The 18991-nt window shown below is 62.2% G+C and carries 13 protein-coding genes; 7 read left to right on the top strand and 6 right to left on the bottom strand.

All coding sequences use genetic code 11. From position 1 onward, the window contains the following. Nucleotides 1-196 precede the first annotated feature (196 nt). Complete coding sequence (locus OHL12_RS16925; RefSeq protein ID WP_263414991.1) at nt 197-1099, top strand: transporter; 903 nt, start codon at nt 197-199, stop codon at nt 1097-1099. After that, complete coding sequence (locus OHL12_RS16920) at nt 1096-2673, top strand: phosphatase PAP2 family protein (RefSeq protein WP_263414990.1); 1578 nt, start codon at nt 1096-1098, stop codon at nt 2671-2673. Before OHL12_RS16925 ends, OHL12_RS16920 begins: the two co-directional genes overlap by 4 nt. Before the next feature lie 83 nt (nt 2674-2756). Here OHL12_RS16920 and OHL12_RS16915 read toward each other — a convergent pair whose 3' ends face one another. Continuing rightward, nucleotides 2757-3590: a hypothetical protein gene (locus tag OHL12_RS16915; protein WP_263414989.1), complete on the bottom strand. Its 834-nt coding sequence runs from the start codon at nt 3588-3590 to the stop codon at nt 2757-2759. A 194-nt stretch (nt 3591-3784) separates the two neighbouring features. Here OHL12_RS16915 and serA point away from each other — a divergent pair, with 194 nt between their 5' ends. Next, entirely contained in the window at nt 3785-5410 is a 1626-nt protein-coding gene (gene serA / locus OHL12_RS16910; RefSeq protein WP_263414988.1) for a phosphoglycerate dehydrogenase, read from the top strand. Between the two features lie 29 nt (nt 5411-5439). Next, complete coding sequence (locus OHL12_RS16905) at nt 5440-5781, top strand: FmdB family zinc ribbon protein (RefSeq protein WP_263414987.1); 342 nt, start codon at nt 5440-5442, stop codon at nt 5779-5781. A gap of 94 nt (nt 5782-5875) precedes the next feature. Here OHL12_RS16905 and OHL12_RS16900 read toward each other — a convergent pair whose 3' ends face one another. The 4 genes from OHL12_RS16900 to gatB all read right to left on the bottom strand — a co-directional run bounded on the left by OHL12_RS16900 (nt 5876) and on the right by gatB (nt 9779). Then, on the bottom strand, nt 5876-6016 hold the full coding sequence (locus OHL12_RS16900) for a DUF6496 domain-containing protein (RefSeq protein ID WP_263415158.1): 141 nt from the start codon (nt 6014-6016) through the stop codon (nt 5876-5878). A gap of 356 nt (nt 6017-6372) precedes the next feature. Then, a complete protein-coding gene (locus tag OHL12_RS16895; RefSeq protein ID WP_263415157.1) occupies nt 6373-7863 on the bottom strand; it encodes a hypothetical protein in 1491 nt (496 codons plus the stop codon). Nucleotides 7864-7949: 86 nt separating this feature from the next. After that, complete coding sequence (locus OHL12_RS16890; RefSeq protein ID WP_263414986.1) at nt 7950-8237, bottom strand: hypothetical protein; 288 nt, start codon at nt 8235-8237, stop codon at nt 7950-7952. A 60-nt stretch (nt 8238-8297) separates the two neighbouring features. Continuing rightward, nucleotides 8298-9779: an Asp-tRNA(Asn)/Glu-tRNA(Gln) amidotransferase subunit GatB gene (gatB, locus tag OHL12_RS16885; protein WP_263414985.1), complete on the bottom strand. Its 1482-nt coding sequence runs from the start codon at nt 9777-9779 to the stop codon at nt 8298-8300. A 183-nt stretch (nt 9780-9962) separates the two neighbouring features. Here gatB and OHL12_RS16880 point away from each other — a divergent pair, with 183 nt between their 5' ends. Both OHL12_RS16880 and OHL12_RS16875 read left to right on the top strand, forming a co-directional pair. Then, nucleotides 9963-11990: a DUF3857 domain-containing protein gene (locus OHL12_RS16880; RefSeq protein ID WP_263414984.1), complete on the top strand. Its 2028-nt coding sequence runs from the start codon at nt 9963-9965 to the stop codon at nt 11988-11990. A gap of 34 nt (nt 11991-12024) precedes the next feature. Then, on the top strand, nt 12025-14040 hold the full coding sequence (locus OHL12_RS16875; protein WP_263414983.1) for a DUF3857 and transglutaminase domain-containing protein: 2016 nt from the start codon (nt 12025-12027) through the stop codon (nt 14038-14040). A gap of 66 nt (nt 14041-14106) precedes the next feature. Here OHL12_RS16875 and OHL12_RS16870 read toward each other — a convergent pair whose 3' ends face one another. After that, nucleotides 14107-15261 carry an acyltransferase family protein gene (locus OHL12_RS16870; protein WP_263414982.1) on the bottom strand — a complete coding sequence of 385 codons (1155 nt, stop codon included), beginning with the start codon at nt 15259-15261 and terminating at the stop codon, nt 14107-14109. 84 nt (nt 15262-15345) lie between these two features. Between OHL12_RS16870 and mfd the strand changes: the two genes are divergently transcribed. Continuing rightward, the gene (gene mfd, locus OHL12_RS16865) at nt 15346-18984 is read left to right on the top strand and encodes a transcription-repair coupling factor (protein WP_263414981.1); all 3639 of its coding nucleotides are present in this window, start codon (nt 15346-15348) and stop codon (nt 18982-18984) included. The last annotated feature ends 7 nt before the right edge of the window (nt 18985-18991 follow it).

Genomic DNA, 18991 nt, shown 5'->3' with positions numbered 1-18991 from the left:
AGCATCGGGACGAAGGTACTCTCCCTGCCCTAGCATCCTCCCTGTATCCGACAACCTTTGGTGCAAGCACTCATGGAGCGCCGACGCGCGTTCCTGTGAGCAGCGCGTCGGCATACCCGAGGAACTTGGAATGCACTCACATACGCCGCCTGCATCTTGCCGCAAGGCTTCACGGGCGCTCTCATCCTTAGCTGGCGTGGTCATAACGGCCATGGGCGTGGCCGCGCACGCGCAAACGCTGGAGGACGGCATTATGCTAGCCCGCGGCACCCTTTGTGCCGGCTCCATTTACACGCGCAGCCAGTGGTCGCAGTACTGGGAAGGCACGCTCGAGCGCACCAACGGCAACATCGGCACAGTCACGACCAACTCCGTTTCCGGTATGGCCAATTACGGCATCACGAACCGCATCAATGTGCTCGCACAGACGCCGTACATCTGGACCCAGGCAAGTGCCGGCGTGCTGCATCCGCAATCGGGCTTCCAGGACTTTACCGGTGCCGTGAAGCTGAACCTCTTCCAGCGCCCCATGGACAATCACGGCTCGTTCCACGCCATTGCACTGCTCGGCGGCAGCGTGCCCACCACGGACTACAGCCCCGACCAGATGCCGCTCTCCATCGGCACACACAGCAAGTCTGCCTTCGGCCGCGCGTCGCTGAATTTTCTCGGCCGTCGCGGCCTGTACCTGGACGGCTCGCTTGCCTACACGCTGCGCGACAAGGTCACGCTCGACCGGCCCTACTACTACACCAACGGCCAGCTCTACCTGAGCAACCAGGTCGCCATGCCCAACCAGTCGCAGTACGGCTTCAACGTGGGCTACTACCGCCGCGACCTAAAGATCGCCGGCACCTTCAGCCAGATGAACACGCGTGGCGGCGGCGACATTCGCCGGCAGGACATGCCTTTCGTCTCGAACCGCGTGAACGAATCGCGCGCCGGCATTGAAGTGCAATACCCTCTGCCGCACTTCCATGACGTCCAGTACTGGGCCAGCTACAGCAACACGTTCCAGGGCCGCAACACCGGGCAGGCGACGATGTTCACCTCCGGCATCATGTTCACCTACCACCGCGAAAGGCGCGTCGCTCCGTGAAGATCCTCAAAACACTCCCTGTTCGTCTCAGCATCGGAACGCTCCTCATGGCGTTTGCGGCGCTTGGCGTCTCCAGCATCCCGACCGGATGTGGTAAAGACATCAGCACCACCGAACCTCTGCCCACGCAAACCTTCTCTAACGTCGACGCAAACGCAGGCTCGTGGAAGATGATCGTTCTGTCCGGGCCCTCGCAGATTCCGGTAGCCGCGCCTGCAGCGGTCAACTCCGCTACGTACGCCTCGGAGATCGCGCAGATCAAGTCCGATCAGGCCGCTCTGACCGACGCTCAGAAATCCTCCATCACCTACTGGAGCAGCGGCGGCGTATTGCGCTGGAACGAGGTGATGCGCGAGCTCGCGGCCAAGTCCGACCTGCCGCCCGCTCCCAACTCCGACGGCACCTACCCCGTGCCTAGCGCGGCCAATCCGTTCGCCGATCCGCAGTACCCCTTCAGCAACCCGCCGTACGCCGCGCGCGCCTACAGCTACGTTTCAGTCGCACAGTTTGAGGCGCTGAAAGCCGCCTGGTACTTCAAATACCTGTACAAGCGCCCTTCGCCCTCCGCAGTGGACAAGTCAGTGCAGAGCCTGCTGCCGTCAAGCGGTATTCCGTCTTACCCGTCGGAGGACGCGGTGGAAGCTGGCGTGAACTCAGTCTTGCTGACGCTGATGTTTCCCACCTCGGTCGACGAGATCAACGCAAAGACGCAGGAACAGCTGATGGTCGCGCGCATTTCCGGCCGCGCGACCCAGAGTGATGTCGATGCTGGCTTTGCCTTGGGCAAGAGCGTTGCCGCGATCTTCACGGCACGCGCCGGCACCGACGGCATGAAAGCCGCCGGCGGCACCGCGGCCGTCTGGCAGGCCATCACGGACCGCACCATCGCCACGGGGCAGATCGCCTGGATCAGCCAGGACAGTCCCGCCCGCCCGCCTATGCTTCCGCTGTTTGGCCAGGTCAAAGGCTGGCTAATGGCGCCCACGGACATCGTCGCGGTGCGTCCCGGACCTCCGCCGTCCACCTCGTCTGCACAGATGAAGACCGAAACCGCCGAAGTGAAAGCCTCGGTAAACAACATCACGGGCGACCAGCTTGCAACCGTGCTGAAGTGGGGCGACGGTGCCAGCACGCCGACGCCGCCGGGCCACTGGGACACGATTGCCGTGCCCTACATCGTGAAGGCCGGCCAGAGCGAGGTCCGCGCTGCACGCACCTTTGCCCTGCTCAACATGGCTCTGCACGACGGTGCCATCGCCTGCTGGGATACCAAGTACTTCTACGACAATCCCCGGCCGTCGCAACTGGACCCGAGCATCAAGACGCAGATCGCGCTGCCGAACTTCCCTTCTTACGTCTCAGGGCACTCGGTCTTCTCGTCTGCGGCCGCAACGGTGCTTGGAAGTCTGTTCCCGGATGGCGCGAGCTACTTCACGCAACAAGCGCAAGAGGCTGGTATGTCGCGCCTGTACGCCGGCATCCACTATCGGTCTGACATCACAGCAGGCATTCAGGAAGGCCAGCAGGTTGGCAACTATGCCGTGCGCTTTGCGGCAACGGACGGGGCGAACTAGAGCGTCGGCGCCGCAGCACCACACAGTGAAAGGCCTCCTGCAAGGGAGGCCCTTTCCTTCCTGCGTTCTTGGACTGCTCTCGCCTACTGCTTGCCTTCCACTTCCTTCACTGTGGCATCCGCCTCCACGTTGTACAGCCTGCAGCTTTCCACCTCGGCCTTGAAGCTGGCCGCCGGATGAAAGAACAACCCCATCCGCGCGTCGCCCGAGCCGTAGATCGCCTTCAGCAGCCACACGCCGTCCTTCTGCGGACCAGAAATTGTGTGCAGTTGAAAACCTTTGTGTATGTTCGCCACCAGGCCGCCCGCGATCTTCACGTCGCGCACGCCGGTCACGTTCAGGTCCTGCACGTGACCGGTCTCCTCGTCCACGCTAATGGTTCCGCGCATCGCTGCCACGATACGCTGCGGGATGTCGCCACCCTTGTTGTCCGGGTTGTCGATCACGTCGAAGACGATGGTCGGCCGGCCACTCACCATCACGCGACGTTCGTTGGCCAGCTTGGCGAGCCGCAGGAAGTTGCGGGAGGACATCGGTCCGCCGTCGCCGCGCTTATCTTTCTTGAAGGCTTTCTCGGCATCTTCTATCTGCTTGCGAACGCGGTCGTCCTGCTTCTTCTTGTCCACATCACTCAGCGGCTTTCCGTCGCGGCTGATTTCGCGCATGATCGGCCGGCCATGCAGAAAGAAGAAGTCCTGCTCCGTGACGGTCGACTTCTTGACCTTGCCCTTCCCGTCCAGGTCGTTCTGCACCTGCCGCTCGCGGCATTCGTAGCGGTCGCGCTGCTCCATCGTGTGCTCGGCCGTGACAATGGCGCGTTGGCGCAGGGCGTCCTGGTTCGGTATCGGTTTGTCCTGCGCCTGCATGCAGGGGAACGCCAGAGCGAGCCAACAGAACAGCAGATTGGAGTGCCGCATCGGACCCTTCTTTCTCCCCGGCTGCGGCTTTCAACAGGCGCGCAGGTGACACAGGACCCTCACGTACGGGGACGAAGTCTCGAGAGGTACAGCCTAGGACGCGCGAAGTCCTGGAAACGTTTGAACGGTGCGGATGGCGGTCCAGCGTGGTCGCCCTGCTTGAAGTGGAAGCCGCCGATATACTGTCCTCACCGATGAAAATCGTTCTTGCTGAGAAAGTATCGCCTGCCACGCTCGCCGTCTTCCGCCAGGAACCCTCATGGCAGGTTGTCACCGCCGACCAGATTCAGAATGGACTGGAAGCCGAACTGGCCGACGCCGACGCGCTCGTCGTCCGTTCCGCCGTGCAGGTCACCGCCAAGCTGCTGGAGTCCGCCCCGAAACTCCGCGTAATCGGCCGGGCTGGCGTAGGCGTCGACAACATCGACGCAGACGCAGCCACCCACCGCGGCGTTGTGGTCATGAACACGCCCGGCGCCAACGCCGTGGCCGTCGCGGAACTCACGCTGGGCCTCATGATCACCATGGCCCGCCAGATTCCGCGCGCCAACACCGGCATGCACGCAGGCAAGTGGGACAAGAAGAACCTGCAGGGCACGGAACTCCGCGGCAAAACGCTCGGCATCGTCGGCCTGGGGCGCATCGGCATCGAAGTCGCGCGCCGGGCCCGCTCCTTCGGGATGGACCTGATCGCGTTCGACCCGTTCGTAGCGCCGGTGATTGCGCGCGAGAACGGCGTCTCCCTGGTCAGCATCGACCAGATCTTCTCCAACTCCGACTACCTCACGCTGCACGTGGGCCTGACGCCGCAGACCGAGGGCATGATCAACCGCCACTCCATCGGCATCATGAAGCCCGGCATCCGTATCGTGAACTGCGCCCGCGGCGAACTGATCAACGATGCCGACCTCCTGGAAGGTCTGCAAAGCGGAAAGGTCGGCGGGGCCGCGCTCGACGTCTTCACTGTGGAGCCGCTGAAGGACTCGCCCTTCTACAACGAAGACAAGGTCATTCTCACGCCGCACCTGGGGGGATCGACCGACGAGGCGCAGGAAGCCATCGGCATCCAGCTTGCCCAACAGGTGAGCGCCTACCTGAAGAGCGGCGTGGTTCAGAACGCCGTCAACGTGCCGTCGCTCACCCGCGAAGAGTACGTCGAGGTCGCGCCCTTCATCGATCTCGCGGAGCGCCTTGGCACTTTCCTGGCGCATGCCACGCCGGGCCACCTCGAGAACATCGAGATCGCCTACGCCGGTCGCCTCGCCGCCTCCAAGACCGACCTCATCCGCAACGCTCTTCTTGCCGGCGTCCTCCGTGATTCCGAACAGGTGAATCACATCAACTCCGCCGCCGTCGCGCAGGAGCGCGGCATCCGCATTCAGGAAGACCGCAAGGAGTTCGCTTCGGGCGGCGCTGGTTCCGTGCTGAAGCTGGTGCTGCACTCCGCAGAGGGTGACGCCCGCGCCAGCGCGACCGTGCTGCACGGCAACTCGCCGCGCCTGCTCTCGCTGGACGGCATCGACATCGAAGCCCCGCTCACCGGCACGCTGCTCGTCATTCGCAACCATGACGTTCCGGGCGTGATCGGCCGCATCGGCACCGTGCTTGGCGAGTGCGGCATCAACGTGGCCAACTTCGCGCTGGGCCGCAGTGTGCGATCGCAGAGCGTTCCGCAGGGCCAGGCGATGGCCGTGGTGCAGATCGACGCTCCCAGCGCATCCAAAGCGCAAGACGCTGTGAATGCGCTCCGCAAGGTGGAAGCCATCGCCACGGTGCGCCTGGTGGAACTGAGCAAGGCTGAAGCGTCACCGGAAGCGTAACCGCAGCAACGAGCACGTAGGACAAAGCTATGCCCCTGTACGAATACCAATGCACTGCCTGTCACAGGCTCACCGAAAAGCGCCAGAAGTTCAGCGATCCCGAACTGACCGAATGTCCGTTCTGCGGAGGGCGGCTCGAACGGACCATCACCGCGCCTGCCGTGCAGTTCAAGGGCGGCGGATGGTACGCCGACCTCTACTCCAGCGGCAAGAAGCCTGCGCCCGCGGGTGCCTCAGGCGAGGCAGGCACCGGTTCGAGTGAAGCCACAAAAAGCGACGGCGGTGCCAAGCCGGACGAAAGCTCGAAACCGGCGAGCACGCCTGCATCCACCTCCAGCACCCCGGCTGCAACGACACCCTCCACCAAGTAAGCCAGTCGACCTCGCTCCGGTATTTCGTGAGGCGAGAGGTAAAAAACAGAAACGGCGTCCCGGTCCCGGGACGCCGTTTCACTTTCCGCAACTCTTACTTCTTCTTCGGATTGTTCGGGTTCGGCGGAACCTTCTTGCCCGCGCGACGTGCCTCCGACAATCCAATGGCGATCGCCTGCTTTGGATTCGTCACCTTCTTGTTGCTCCGACCAATCTTCAGCTGACCACGATGCATCTCGTGCATCTCCTGGCCCACCTGCTTCGAAGCCGCCGGGGAGTATTTCCGTCCGGCTGACTTCTTCCCTGCTCCCTTGGTCGAGGTCGACTTCTTCGCGGAACTCGACTTCGCCGAAATCGTCTTCTTCGCAGTGCTCTTGCTTGTGGTCTTCCGTGCAGTCTTCTTCGCAGGCGTCTTCTTGCTTGCAGTGGATTTCTTCGCCGAACTCTTCTTCGCTGCAGACTTCTTCGCCGCAGTCGACGCACGTGTCGTCTTCTTCGCCGATGATTTCTTTGCCGCGGTCTTGCTTGCCTTTTTGGTTGCCATTGCCGTTCTCCCTGTAATGCGGCCTTGCGGCCGCTGCCCTGGTCTGCCTACGCCGCGCGGCGTCGGCGCGAAATTGCAAGTGCCGCAACCACGATCGTGGCCAGCACGATACCTCCGTAGCTGATCCAGCGCCCCAGGTTGCGACGGCGGTACAAGTGCCCACGCTGCCACGCATCGTAGGTGCGCTCCGTATCCTCCCGCAACCCAGGAACAGTCAGCTTGCCGAAGTCGCTCGTCGGCAGCGATCCGAAGATGCGTTCCGGCGCTGGCGGCTTGCCTTCCGTGTCCTTTGGAATCGCATTCATCAACTGAAATACTTCCGCGTCCGGCTGATCGTGAAAGTACTTCGTGTCGGCGGTGTTCGGGAAGATCGTTGTCTTGCCCGTCATCTTCTGCTCGATCGCCGCGACCACATCCTGGCACACGCCCAGCGTGTAGTAGCCGCCAAAGGGCAGCGCGGGATGCGCCGTGTGCAGGTACGCATACGCGCGCAGCACCGACCCGGTCAGCCGCGTCACTTCCACGGCTTGCGCATTGGTGTACTCATGCGCTACCCGCTTCAGCACCCACGCCTGGTTCAACTGGTCGTTGGTGCGGAATTCGGCGTGCCCGTCGATACCGAAGTAGAACGTCACATCGGCGTTGATCTTCGGCCCGCGCACAACCCACTCGTATTCCGCGTGCGACACCGGGATGAGGTACTTGCGCGAGCGCTGCCAAGGATGTCCCGGTGGCACACGCAAGCCCGTATCAAGCCAGAACGGCATCTCGACGTCCTGGCCCTTGTAGTGGAAATGTCCGAAGTTCGCGAAGTATCGCGCATCGCCCACCGTGACGGTGTGCCCGGTCTGTTGCAGCGCAACAATCAACTGCTCTGGCGCAGTCGCCTTCGTGCCACCCAACTCCACCGTGAACGGCGCGGTTGCCTTGCCCTGCGGCGGATTGAAGCTGTTCAGCGAGAGTCGGTTCAGCACCTCAGCGAGGCGCGCACTTTCCGAGTGCATCGGCGCCAGATCCGGATCGGCACCATCGCCATGCACCACGTCGTGCCCCAGCGGAGTCACCAGGCCTTTGTCGCTGAATCCCGGCAGCGTCGACGGTTTGTCGAGCGACACCGTCCCCGGCACATCGAGCTTGTACTCCCCCAGGTCCACCTTCAGCACGTCCCCACCTGGCGGTGAGATCTTGCTCAAGACACCTTGTCCCGCATTCACCGTCTGCGTTACGCGATGAATCGTCCACCCCGGAAAGCGGTCCAGCCCCTGCCAGTCCTTACCAAGAATAATCTTGCGGAAGGTGTCGAACAGCTCCGGCGTAAACGGCAGGCCATTCTTCGATCCTGAATCGAACTGCTGCAACAACTGTTCGGTGAAGCCCGGCTCCGCCGACAGCTCGCGCATCATCTGCGACAGCAGCACGGTGTTCTGCGGCACCACACCCATGTCGCGCGCGATGCGCTCGCTGGTACCCGCGTGATGAAAGCACCCTGCAACCAGCAGGAGCGGTGAGAGTCGAAGCAACTGCAGGGCGCGGCGCATCACGGATGTGTGATGCAGATCATTGTTGGCTGTTTGGTTGGCCAGCTAGGTTATGCGGCTGGCTCAAGCACTTTCAGGGTGCAGCTTCAATACGGCGTCACTCTACGTGGCATTCCCAGATAGCCAACGATGAGCGGCGCAGCAGTGTAGAGCCACTGCGGCAGCAGCAAGGCGAGCGTGAGCACCGTCGCTGCCACGACGCTCTTCCGCGTAACCTCTGCGCCTTGTTTGAACGCCCTTCGTAGCTGCCAAAGGCCAAGTGCAAAGCTCAATACATAGGCACTCGACAGCGCGAACACGTACACATTGCGCACTCCACCAGCGACGAACAGAAGTGCAGAAAACCCTGCCGGGTTGAACAGGCACGATGCCATCAACGCACCCGCCAGCACCGCCAGAAAGACCTGTCTCTGAGACTGTGCCATCGCACCCGGCTACGCCGCATTCAGCTTCTTCACTACCAGCTCATTCAGAAGCCCAGGATTCGCCTGACCCTTTGACAGGCGCATTACTTGGCCCACAAAGAACGCGCTCACGGTCGTCTTGCCACCCTTGAACTGCTCCACTTGTTTCGGGTTCGCCGCGATCACCTCGTCGATCATCGTTTCGATGGCGCCCGTATCGCTGATTTGCTGCGGCTTCTCACGCTCATAGACCGCGGCAAAGTCCTCGCTCTTTTCGAACGCGATATCGAACAAGCCCTTCAACTGCTTCGATGACAGCTTGCCCTCTTCCAGCAGGTCCGCCGCCTGTACCGCGCCGGCCATGCTCACCGGCGACTCCGCCAGCGTCAGCTTTGCGGCGTTCAGGCGGCCCATCAACTCACCCAGCAGCACGTTGGCCACACGCTTGGGCGACTTCGCCTGCTTCGCCGCCGCTTCAAACGTGTCAGCAAAGCTGCGCTCGCTGGCGAAGGTTGCTGCGTCCTGTTCGGAGATGCCGTACTCCTCTTGCAGCCGCTTGCGGCGCGGCTCCGGCAGCTCCGGCAACGCCTTCAGTATCTCCGCCTTCCAGGCCGCATCCACGTGCAGCGCGGGCAGATCTGGTTCCGGAAAGTAACGGTAGTCGTGCGCCTCTTCCTTGCTGCGCATGGAGTAGGTGCGGCCCTCGCCGGAGTTGTACAGCCGCGACTCCTGCTTTACGCGCTGGCCGGACTCTACCACCTCAACCTGCCGCTCGATCTCGTACTTGATCGCGTCACGAATGAAGCGGAACGAATTCACGTTCTTCACTTCCGCCTTGGTGCCGTACTCCTTCGCACCCTTCAGCATCACGCTCACGTTGGCGTCGCAGCGCAGCGATCCCTCTTCCATGTTGCAGTCGCTCACGCCGGTGTACAGCAGGATTTCCTTCAGCCGCGTCAGGTACTCGTACGCTTCGTCGGCGCTGCGCAGATCGGGCTCGCTCACAATTTCGACCAGCGGCGTTCCGCAGCGGTTCAAATCGATGTATGTGCGCGTCGCCGAATCGGCAAAGCCGTCGTGAATGCTTTTCCCCGCGTCCTCTTCCATGTGCAGGCGCGTAATGCCGATGCGGCGAATGCCACCGCCATCCGCCGGCACATCGATGTATCCGTTCTCCGCCAGCGGCTTGTCGAACTGCGAAATCTGATAGCCCTTCGGCGAGTCGGGATAAAAGTAGTTCTTGCGCGCAAATACGCTGTCTTCGTTCACCGTGCAGTGCAGCGCGGAGCTGGCCAGCACCGCAAACTCTACCGCTTGCCGGTTCAGCACAGGCAGCGCGCCCGGCAGCCCCAGGCACACGGGGCAGCAGTGCGTGTTGGGGTCACCACCGTACTGGTTGATGCAGCCGCAAAATGCCTTGGTCCGGGTCAGCAGTTGTACGTGGACCTCCAACCCGATTACGGGCTGGTACTTTTCCAAAATGTCGGGCGAAAGCAGGGTTGCGACGGCCATATTTCCATTTTACTGAGTCCCGGCACGGGAACGGTCTAGCCGGAGCGACCTCTCTGTAAGCGCCAACCCCGACTTTCTTTCTTGCACCGCCGTTCGTGTTGGTGTATTTCTTATCGCACTCAAATACCCATGCCTTTGGCAAGCCGCAGATATCCAGCGGCCGTTTTGCCATGGAGATACGCCTTGCTGTCCTGCTTTTCTGCCTTCCAGGTCTGCCGCAATCTTCGAGGAAGCCGGGGCGTTCGCGCCCTGGCTCCGCTCGCCCTGTGCGCGGCCGTAACTGCTCCGGCCATGGCCAAAGACCAGGTGCCCGACTGGGTGCGCCAGGCCGCCACGCAACCGCTGCGCGCCTACCCGCCCCGCACCGACGCTGTTGTTCTGCTGGACGATCACACCTACACCGTTACGCCCGACGGCACCCGCGTCGATCACGTTCGGCGCGTGGTGAAAGTGCTGCGCCCGCAAGGCCGCAAGTACGCCACCATGGCGGCCAGCTTCAGCAACGCGCAGAAGCTGCGGTCCATGCACATCTGGAGCATGGACGCGAGCGGTCATGAGTACGCTCCCAAAGATAACGAGCTGAGCGATGTAAGCGACTGGAGCGGGTTCGAGCTGTATAGCGACCAGCGTGCCCGCATCGGTACACCGCCGGCCATCGATGCCGGTTCCATCGCCGCCGTGGAATATGAACGCGAAGAACGGCCCTATGAAAACGAGATCGTCTGGATCCCGGAAGAGGACATACCAGTTCTAAAAGAAACACTCACCGTCAACCTGCCCGCCGGCTACACCCTTACCTCCGCGTGGAAGGGCAAACCGACAAGCCAGCCGGTCGATCTGGAGAAGGGCCGCACGCTCTGGCAGGCTTCTGAGCTGCCGGCCTTGCGCCACGAACACATTCGCATGGCGCCCTCAGAGTTCAGCCAGGCTTCGCGGCTTGACGTCTTCTATCTCGGGCCCAACGCAACGCAGTACCCGCCACTGCGCAGCGACTGGAAGGACATCGGCATCTGGTTTGAGGCGCTAGCGCACGACCGCAACAAGCCGGATGCCGCCATCACCGCCAAGGCACAGGAACTCGTCGCCGGCAAGACGGACTTCCGCGACCGCGTGGAAGCGATTGCCGACTACGTGCAGGGAAACATCCGCTACGTAGCGATCGAAATCGGCATCGGCGGCAACCAGCCGCATCCCGCGGCCGACATCTTCCGCGCCCGCTACGGTGACTGCAAGGACAAAGCCACACTGCTCAGCGCGATGCTGCAGGCAGTCGGTATCCGGTCCACCTGGGTAATGGTGCATACCGATCGCGATGTGGTCGCGCAGGACGCACCCTCCATTATCGGCAATCACATGATCGCCGCCATCGAACTGCCCGCAGGCTACAAGCCGCGCGAGATGTACAGCGTAGTCACCGCCAAGTCTGGCAAGCGCTTCCTGATCTTCGATCCAACCTGGGAAAAGACGCCCTTTGGCGATGTGGAGAGCAACCTGCAGGGCAGCGACGCTCTGCTGATCGATGGTGCCGACAGCCAGGCCATCCGCATCCCGGTGCTGCCGCCGGAGCGCAACCGCGTGAATCGCACCGAGATGTACAAGCTGCGCGATGATGGTGGGCTGACCGGCAACATCCGCGAGAGCCGCCAGGGCGACATTGCGGCCGACTACCGCATGCACTTCGCCAGCGCCGACGCGGCGCGTTCAACCAAGTACGTTGAGCGCCTCGCCGCGGAGGATCTGTCCTCGTTCCAATTAGCGAACTTGAAGGTGACGAACGACTCCGATCTCTCCCGTCCCTTCCTGCTCAGCTACGACCTTACCGCGCCCAACTATGCGCAAGCCGCCGGCCCGCTGCTGATGGTGCGCCCGCGTGTGCTGGGCAACGAGAGCTTTGGGCTTGACCGTGCCGAGCTCGGTCGCAAGCGCAGCGTGCCCATCGACCTGGGCAGCACGCGCGAGGTCCACGACAACATCGAGATCGAACTGCCTGCCGGCTACGCCGTCGACGAGCTCCCCGAACCGCTCCATTACAACTCCGGCTTTGCCAGTTACACCAGCAAGGTCACGGCCGAAGGCAACAAGCTCAAGTACGACCGCACCCTCACCGTTCGCCAGATCACGCTTCCACCCGACCGCTACGGCGATGTGGAAGAGCTGAGCCGCATCATCAACACCGACGAGCAACGCACCGCCGTCCTCAAGAAGAACTAGCGCACCACTGCAACACCTTCCAGGAGCCTGCCCCATGTTGTCCCGCCGCCTTGTTCCCGCCGCCCTGCTCGCCACCGCGCTCGCTTGCTCCGCAACCCTGGTGCGGGCGCAGGCATGGATCGCCCCAACGCCCGAAGAGCTGAAGATGACCAGCCTTCCGGAACAGCCGGGAGCCAAGGCTGTCGTGCTCAATGTGGACGAGCTTTGCGACGACGACAACCACATGCGCTCCTTTTACAAACGCATCAAGATTCTGACGGAAGCGGGCAAGGACCTGGGCGACGTGCGCATCATCTTCGACCGGCGCCGCGACGGTGGCGGCTGGACCGTGGACGAGGTCGCGGGCCGCACGATCCAACCGGACGGCACGATCGTCCCGTTCACCGGCAAGCCCTACGAGAAGGTGCTGGAAAAGACAAAGACGGATTCCTTTCGCGGCAAGGTGTTCAGCATGCCAGCCGTCCAGGTGGGCAGCATTATCGAGTACCGCTACAAGCTGCGGTGGGACGATCGCTACTATCAGCAGCCCTTCTGGGATGTGCAGGACGAGGACCTCTACATCCGCAAGGCGCACTTCCTGTGGCGCCCCACACAGCACGACATGTTCAGCGTCGGCCGCGGAGGACGTGAATCGCTGGTGAACACGCTTGTTTGGCATCCGGTTCTTCCAGCCGGCCAGCAAATCAAGAACACGGTGCTGGCAAGCGGCAAGCGCGTGCTGGAGCTGGATCTGCACGACATCCCGGCCTTCAGCTCCGAGGAATACATGCCCCCCTCGGGCAGTGCCATGTACCACGTGGACTTCTACTACTCTCCGTACCACACACCGCAGGAATTCTGGAACACCGAGGGCAAGTACTGGTCCAGCGATGCGAATAAGTTCATCGGCAACAGCGACTTTGTCCGAAAGACGGCGCAGGAAACCATTGCCGGCGCGACCACGGACGAGGACAAGCTGCGCAAACTGTATGCGCTGACTCAGAAGCTTCAGAACACCGATTACACTCGCCGACACGACTCCGCAGAAGACAAGCAGGAAGGTCTGAAGCAGGTAAAGTCCGCGGAAGACGTGCTCCTGCACAAGCGCGGCTCCAGTGATGAGATCACCCGCGTGTTCGTCGCGCTGGCGCGTGCCGCCGGCATGAATGCGTCACTCATGATCTCCGGCGACCGTAGCCGCAGCCTGGTCGACGCGAACTGGCTTGAGATGGGACAGTTGCGCGACGAGATCGCCATTGTGAACTACAACGGCGCGGACCACTTCTTCGACCCCGGCACTCCCTATACCACCTTCGGTCACCTTGCGTGGGAGCACACCTTTTCCGGCGGCGTCCGCCAGAAAGACAAGGAAACCGCTCTTGTCCAGACAATGATGGACACCTACAAGTTCTCGCGCACGACTCGGGTGGCGGACCTGAAACTGCAAGAGACAGGTGCCATGAGCGGGACTGTGACGATGACCTGGCAGGGCAGCCCAGCCACGGTATGGCGCCAGCGCGCCCTGCGAACTGACAACGACGAGTTGCGCGAACAACTCAAGACCCACCTGGAGCACATGATGCCAGGGGGAACCGAGGTCACAGTCCGCGCGGTTGAAAATCTGACCGACCCCGATCAGCCGCTGAAAGTCCTATTCGGCGTAGAGGGACATCTGGGCACGCCCGCGGGCTCGCGTGTCATCCTGCCCAGCGACATCTTTGTCGCGAATAAGCACACCACCTTTCCGCACGAACACCGCGACCAGCCCGTCTACTTCCAGTACCCGGAAAGCATCCAGGACGCCATGCGCATCACCTTACCCGCCGGCTATACCTTGGAATCCGTTCCGAAGAACGACCGTGTCGAGTTCAAGACATACGCCATTTACTCACAAAGCAGTAAGCAGGACGCGACCAGCGTAACCATCTGGCGCAACCTCAGCATCGGCGAGTTCTACTACCCTCTGAACGAGTACAACGATCTGCGCGCCTTCTACAGCAGCATGGAGCAGAAGGACCAAAATGCAGTGATCCTGAAACGCGCATCGACTGAGAAGGCTTCGCTTCAGTAGCTTGCAAATCGGAGGCGGGCGGCCGCGAAAAGAAGCGAGCCCGCCGCGTCAACTCCGGCGGCCAATCTAAAGACCGCTTGGCTCCGCGCGAAGTTCTCTCCTCTGGTCACTCGCCCGGTTCGCACGAGCTGGTTCGAAGAACTTTCGTCCCCATCTCCGTCCAGGAACCTCGATCCAGCGGTAGGCGGCCACGGACACCAGGCTTGTTGCAGCGATTCCAAATGCCGCGGCGACAAGCCGAGGATGCCCGACGTGGTGACTCGGAAGGTACGCAGCGAGGTCGATCACCCAAGGGGCAATCAGACCGTGCACCAGGTACACGCTGTAAGAGATCTCGCCAAGGAAATACAGCGGCCGCGACGTGAGTGCACGCGCTGGCGCCGTAGCATCCGCGGCAAGGCTCAGGATCAGAAGCGGAAACAAAGCGACGATAGCGAAGTCAGTTTTCGGCACGACCAGCATGGCCAGAAGAACCAGAATGAGGGTGACAGCCGTGACCTGGTGGCGAGCGAATCGCTGTCCCCACCCGGTTCCGAAAACGCGAAACGTGAGAATGCCCAGCGTGAAGCCCGCAAGGCACCGAACAACCGGCAATCCATCGAAATAGAACCACAGATTCAGTAAGGCATTCGCGGGTTCGCGGGGCGCAAGCGGACCAACGTAGAGGCAGAGCGCTCCCAAAGCGGCCAGCGAAGCGCATCCGGCAGCAATAGCCGCTCCCCAACGCCGCTTCATGGTGACAGCGAACAGCACTGGAAACAGCAAGTACGCTGCCCACTCGGTACTGATCGACCAGCCCGGAAAGTCCAGGCTCCAATCCACGCCCCACGCCTGCACCATCAAAAGATTGCTGATCAGGAGGCGCCACAACGGATGCTCCGGTCGGAACACCACCAAGCCGGTCGAGAAGATGATGAAGGCCGTTACCGTCATGACCAGGTACAGCGGGTACACTCGCGCGATTCTGCGCCACAGAAAGCCTGCATAGGCATGCCGTGAGAAGCCCTGTGCAAACAGCTTCCCGTAGTTCAGCGCCATGACAAACCCGCTCAACACAAAGAACAGATCCACGGTCAGGTACCCGTGCTGCAGGATGTTGTTCGCGGGATTGTGCGAGAAATGATGCGTAGACAGGAAGTGATACACAACCACAAACGCCGCGGCGATACCGCGCAGGCCCGTCAGAGCTCGGATCTGGGCCTTCGATGACTCGTTGGGCATGGGCAGAGTCTACTATCGCCAGAAGCGCAAAGAACCAGCAGCAACGCCCTGCTCCCGAAGCGCTCCCTTACACTGACAAGTGCGATGATTCTTCCTTTCGTCCGCGAAATGGTCGCGGAACTGGAGCACACGGACGCCTTTGAGCGCACCCGCCGCCACCTGGCCGGCGGCATGGGCCGCCGCCGCATTAGCGGCCTCACGGCCACCGCCCGCGCGCTCTACCTGCCGCTGCTCATCCGCGGGACTGATGCGCCCGTGCTGCTCCTGGTCAGCGACAACAAGGCCGCGGAGGCGCTGCATCAGGCCTTGGTCGCAACCTGCGACCTGACCGGCGCGCTCAAGTGCGAAGAAGTCCTGCGCCTGCCCGCACACGACGTTCTGCCTTTCGAGAACCTCTCGCCACATGCCGAGATTCAGGAACAGCGCGCCTCCACGCTCTGGAAGATTTGCAGCGGCAAGGCTCGCGTGGTGATCGCGCCGCTTGAATCGGCCTGCATGCGCCTGTTCAGCCGCGAGTACTACGCCGGGCTTGCGCTCGAAATCCGCCGCGGCGAAGAGTACGACACCGACATGCTACTGGCCCACCTGCTCGAGGTTGGTTACACGCGCGTCGACGTCGTCGAGATGCCCGGCCAGGTCACGTTGCGCGGCGGCATCATGGACGTCTACTCGCCCGAAATGGACCGCCCTGTGCGCCTCGACTTCTTCGGCGACGAGATCGAGTCCATGCGCAAGTTCGATCCGGAAACGCAGCGTTCCTCCTCACCCGTGGACGAGATCGTTCTTCTGCCGCTCACCGAAACGCCGGTCACTAAGAAGCTGCTTGGAGCCGTGCACCAGCGCCTTTCACGCGGAGGCGCAGCAGGTGCTCAGATCGAAGGTGGCGAACAGCCGCGGGAACTCGACGTCGAAGTGAACGAAGTCTCGGTCTTTCCCGGCTGGGAGTTCTTCGCGCCCGTCGCCGGCGCGCACTCCACCATCCTCGACCTCATGGGCCGCTCCACGCGCGTCTTCACCGAAGAGCCCGCCATGATCAAGAACCAGGGCGAGCGCTGGTGGAACAAGATCGAGCAGCGGCACGACCGCGCGGCCATCGGCTCGCTCGTCACGCCCGAGGACATCTACATCTCGCCCTGGCACCTGGACGACCTCGTCAAGGGCGCGCCCGGCATCGAGCTCGACCAACTCGGCGCCGTCGATGTTCTCGAAGTGGACAACTCCTCTTACACCGGCATCGAGTTCGCCACGCGTCCCACCATGAAGTTCCATGGCTCCATTCCGGCCATGGTCGAGCAGATCAAGTCGCTCATGAACACCGACGCGCGCATCCTGATCGCCGCCGCGAACCAGGGCGAAGTTGAGCGCCTCGCTGGCCTCCTTCAGGAGTACGGCTTGCCCTACCGCATCGGCTCGCGCGTGCAGACCTCCAGCGGCTCCGCCACCGTCTACGACGAGTCGGCGCACCTGCAAAGCAACGTGCGCACGCCCGTCATCCTTCGAATCGCCATCGCCAGCGGCGTGCAGGTGCTGGACATGGACAAGGGCGCGGCGCACTCCGTCGGCAAGATGTTCGTGCTCTTCGGCGCACAGGATCTTAACGATGAGGCCGACGTGCACGCGCGCCCCGTGCAGCGCAAATCGAAAACTTCGGCCTTCATCTCCGACTTCCGCGACCTGCAGGTGGGCGACTACGTCGTGCACGTGGAACACGGCATCGCGAAGTACATGGGCCTGCGCACCATTGAGCAGGAAGGCGCACCCATCGAGCTCATGATCCTCGAGTTCGCTGAGCAGGCCAAGCTGTACGTCCCGCTCACACGGCTCGACCTGATCCAGAAATACCGCTCGAGCGAAGGCGGCCCGGCGCCCGAACTGAACAAGATGGGCGGCCAGGCCTGGGCCAAGGCCAAGGCACGCGTCAAGAAGGCCATGCAGGACATGACGGCCGAGCTGCTGAAGCTGTACGCGCAGCGCCAGGCCGCGCAGGGCTACAGCTACTCGCCCGATTCGCAGATGATGCGCGAGTTTGAAGACGCCTTCGACTACCAGGAAACCGACGACCAGATCGCCGCCATCGCCGACATCAAGCGCGACATGGAATCCACGCAGCCCATGGATCGCCTCTTGTGCGGCGACGTAGGCTACGGAAAAACCGAAGTCGCCATGCGCGCCGCATTCAAGGCCGTGCAGGATTCCAAGCAGGTTGCCGTCCTCACACCCACTACCGTCCTTGCCTTCCAGCATTTTCAAAGCTTTAAAAAGCGCTTCGCTCGTTTCCCCGTCAACGTCGAACTCATCTCGCGCTTCCGCACGCCGAAAGAGCAGAAGAGGATTCTTGAGGATGCCGCCGCTGGGAAGGTCGACATCCTCATCGGCACGCACCGCCTCATCTCGAAAGACATCGCTTTCCAGGACCTAGGCTTGCTCATCATCGACGAGGAGCAGCGCTTCGGCGTGCGCCACAAGGAACAGCTCAAGAAGCTGCGCGCGCACATCGACGTGCTCTCGATGTCGGCCACACCCATTCCACGCACGCTGCACATGAGTCTGCTCGGCCTGCGCGACATGTCCGTCATCGAGACGCCGCCCAAGGATCGCATGGCCATCCAGACCATCGTGGCCAAGTTCGATGAGAAGCTGTTGCGCACCGCGATCGAGCTGGAACTCGAACGCGGCGGCCAGGCTTACTTCGTGCACAACCGTGTAGAGACGATCTACGAACTCGCGTCGAAGATCCGCGAGCTCGTACCCTCAGCACGCGTCATCACCGCACACGGCCAGATGGGCGAAGGCGAACTCGAACGATCCATGCTTGCCTTCATGAATCACGAGTACGACGTGCTGTGCGCGACCAGCATCATCGAGAACGGCCTGGACATCGCGAAGGCGAACACCATTGTCATAAATCGCGCGGACCGCCACGGCCTTTCGGAGCTCTACCAGCTTCGCGGCCGCGTCGGCCGCAGCGATCGCCGCGCCTACGCCTACCTGCTCATCCCGCCAGAGAATGAACTGACCGAAATCGCACGCCGCCGCCTCGCCGCGCTCAAGGAGTTCAGCGACCTGGGTGCCGGCTTCAAAATTGCCGCGCTCGATTTGGAACTGCGCGGTGCCGGCAACATGCTCGGCGGCGAACAGAGCGGCCACATCGAAGCCATCGGCTTTGAGATGTACACGAGCATGCTGCAGGAAGCTGTCAGCAAGATCAAAGGTGAGGCACAGGAAGAGCGGCCGCAGGTCACGCTCAACCTCGGCATGTCGCTGCGCATCGACGCCACGTACATCCCCGAAGAAAACCAGCGCCTGCGCATGTACAAGCGCATCGCCGGCGCAACGGACACAGGCGCCCTTGCAGATGTACGCGCCGAGATGCTCGACCGCTACGGTGAACTTCCCGAAGCCGTGGTCAACCTGCTGGGCGCCGCAGAACTACGTCTGCAATCCGAACGCATCCACGTCTCGCAGATCGACCGCAAGCGCATCCAGGTCGAGGAGAATCGGCAGAAGGTCTTCCGCGAATTCCTCCTGCTCAAGTTCGACACCAAGTCCAAGATCGATCCCGGCATGCTGATGAAGGTCGTCAGCCGAAACACCAAGCGCGGCGCACAGTTCACGCCACAAGGCGTCCTGCGCTGGCCGCTCACGAGCGCGACCGCTGCGGACGTCCTCGCCGAAACAAAAGGCCTGCTCGAACAGCTTGATCTCGCTCCCGCCGCAGCGTAGCCTTCCG

The sequence above is a fragment of the Terriglobus aquaticus genome, from assembly GCF_025685415.1.
Taxonomy (GTDB): Bacteria; Acidobacteriota; Terriglobia; order Terriglobales; family Acidobacteriaceae; genus Terriglobus; species Terriglobus aquaticus.
The sequence above is the reverse complement of the archived record's forward strand: the minus strand, read 5'-3'. Positions and strand labels throughout refer to the sequence as shown.

What these genes read in the sequence shown, in the direction of transcription:
- OHL12_RS16905 (WP_263414987.1), top strand. Translation starts at nt 5,440, where the DNA reads ATGCCCCTGTACGAATACCAATGCACTGCCTGTCACAGGCTCACCGAA.
- OHL12_RS16890 (WP_263414986.1), bottom strand. Translation starts at nt 8,237, where the DNA reads ATGGCATCGTGCCTGTTCAACCCGGCAGGGTTTTCTGCACTTCTGTTC.
- OHL12_RS16900 (WP_263415158.1), bottom strand. Translation starts at nt 6,016, where the DNA reads ATGCATCGTGGTCAGCTGAAGATTGGTCGGAGCAACAAGAAGGTGACG.
- OHL12_RS16915 (WP_263414989.1), bottom strand. Translation starts at nt 3,590, where the DNA reads ATGCGGCACTCCAATCTGCTGTTCTGTTGGCTCGCTCTGGCGTTCCCC.
- OHL12_RS16875 (WP_263414983.1), top strand. Translation starts at nt 12,025, where the DNA reads ATGTTGTCCCGCCGCCTTGTTCCCGCCGCCCTGCTCGCCACCGCGCTC.
- serA (WP_263414988.1), top strand. Translation starts at nt 3,785, where the DNA reads ATGAAAATCGTTCTTGCTGAGAAAGTATCGCCTGCCACGCTCGCCGTC.
- OHL12_RS16895 (WP_263415157.1), bottom strand. Translation starts at nt 7,863, where the DNA reads ATGCGCCGCGCCCTGCAGTTGCTTCGACTCTCACCGCTCCTGCTGGTT.
- gatB (WP_263414985.1), bottom strand. Translation starts at nt 9,779, where the DNA reads ATGGCCGTCGCAACCCTGCTTTCGCCCGACATTTTGGAAAAGTACCAG.
- mfd (WP_263414981.1), top strand. Translation starts at nt 15,346, where the DNA reads ATGATTCTTCCTTTCGTCCGCGAAATGGTCGCGGAACTGGAGCACACG.
- OHL12_RS16870 (WP_263414982.1), bottom strand. Translation starts at nt 15,261, where the DNA reads ATGCCCAACGAGTCATCGAAGGCCCAGATCCGAGCTCTGACGGGCCTG.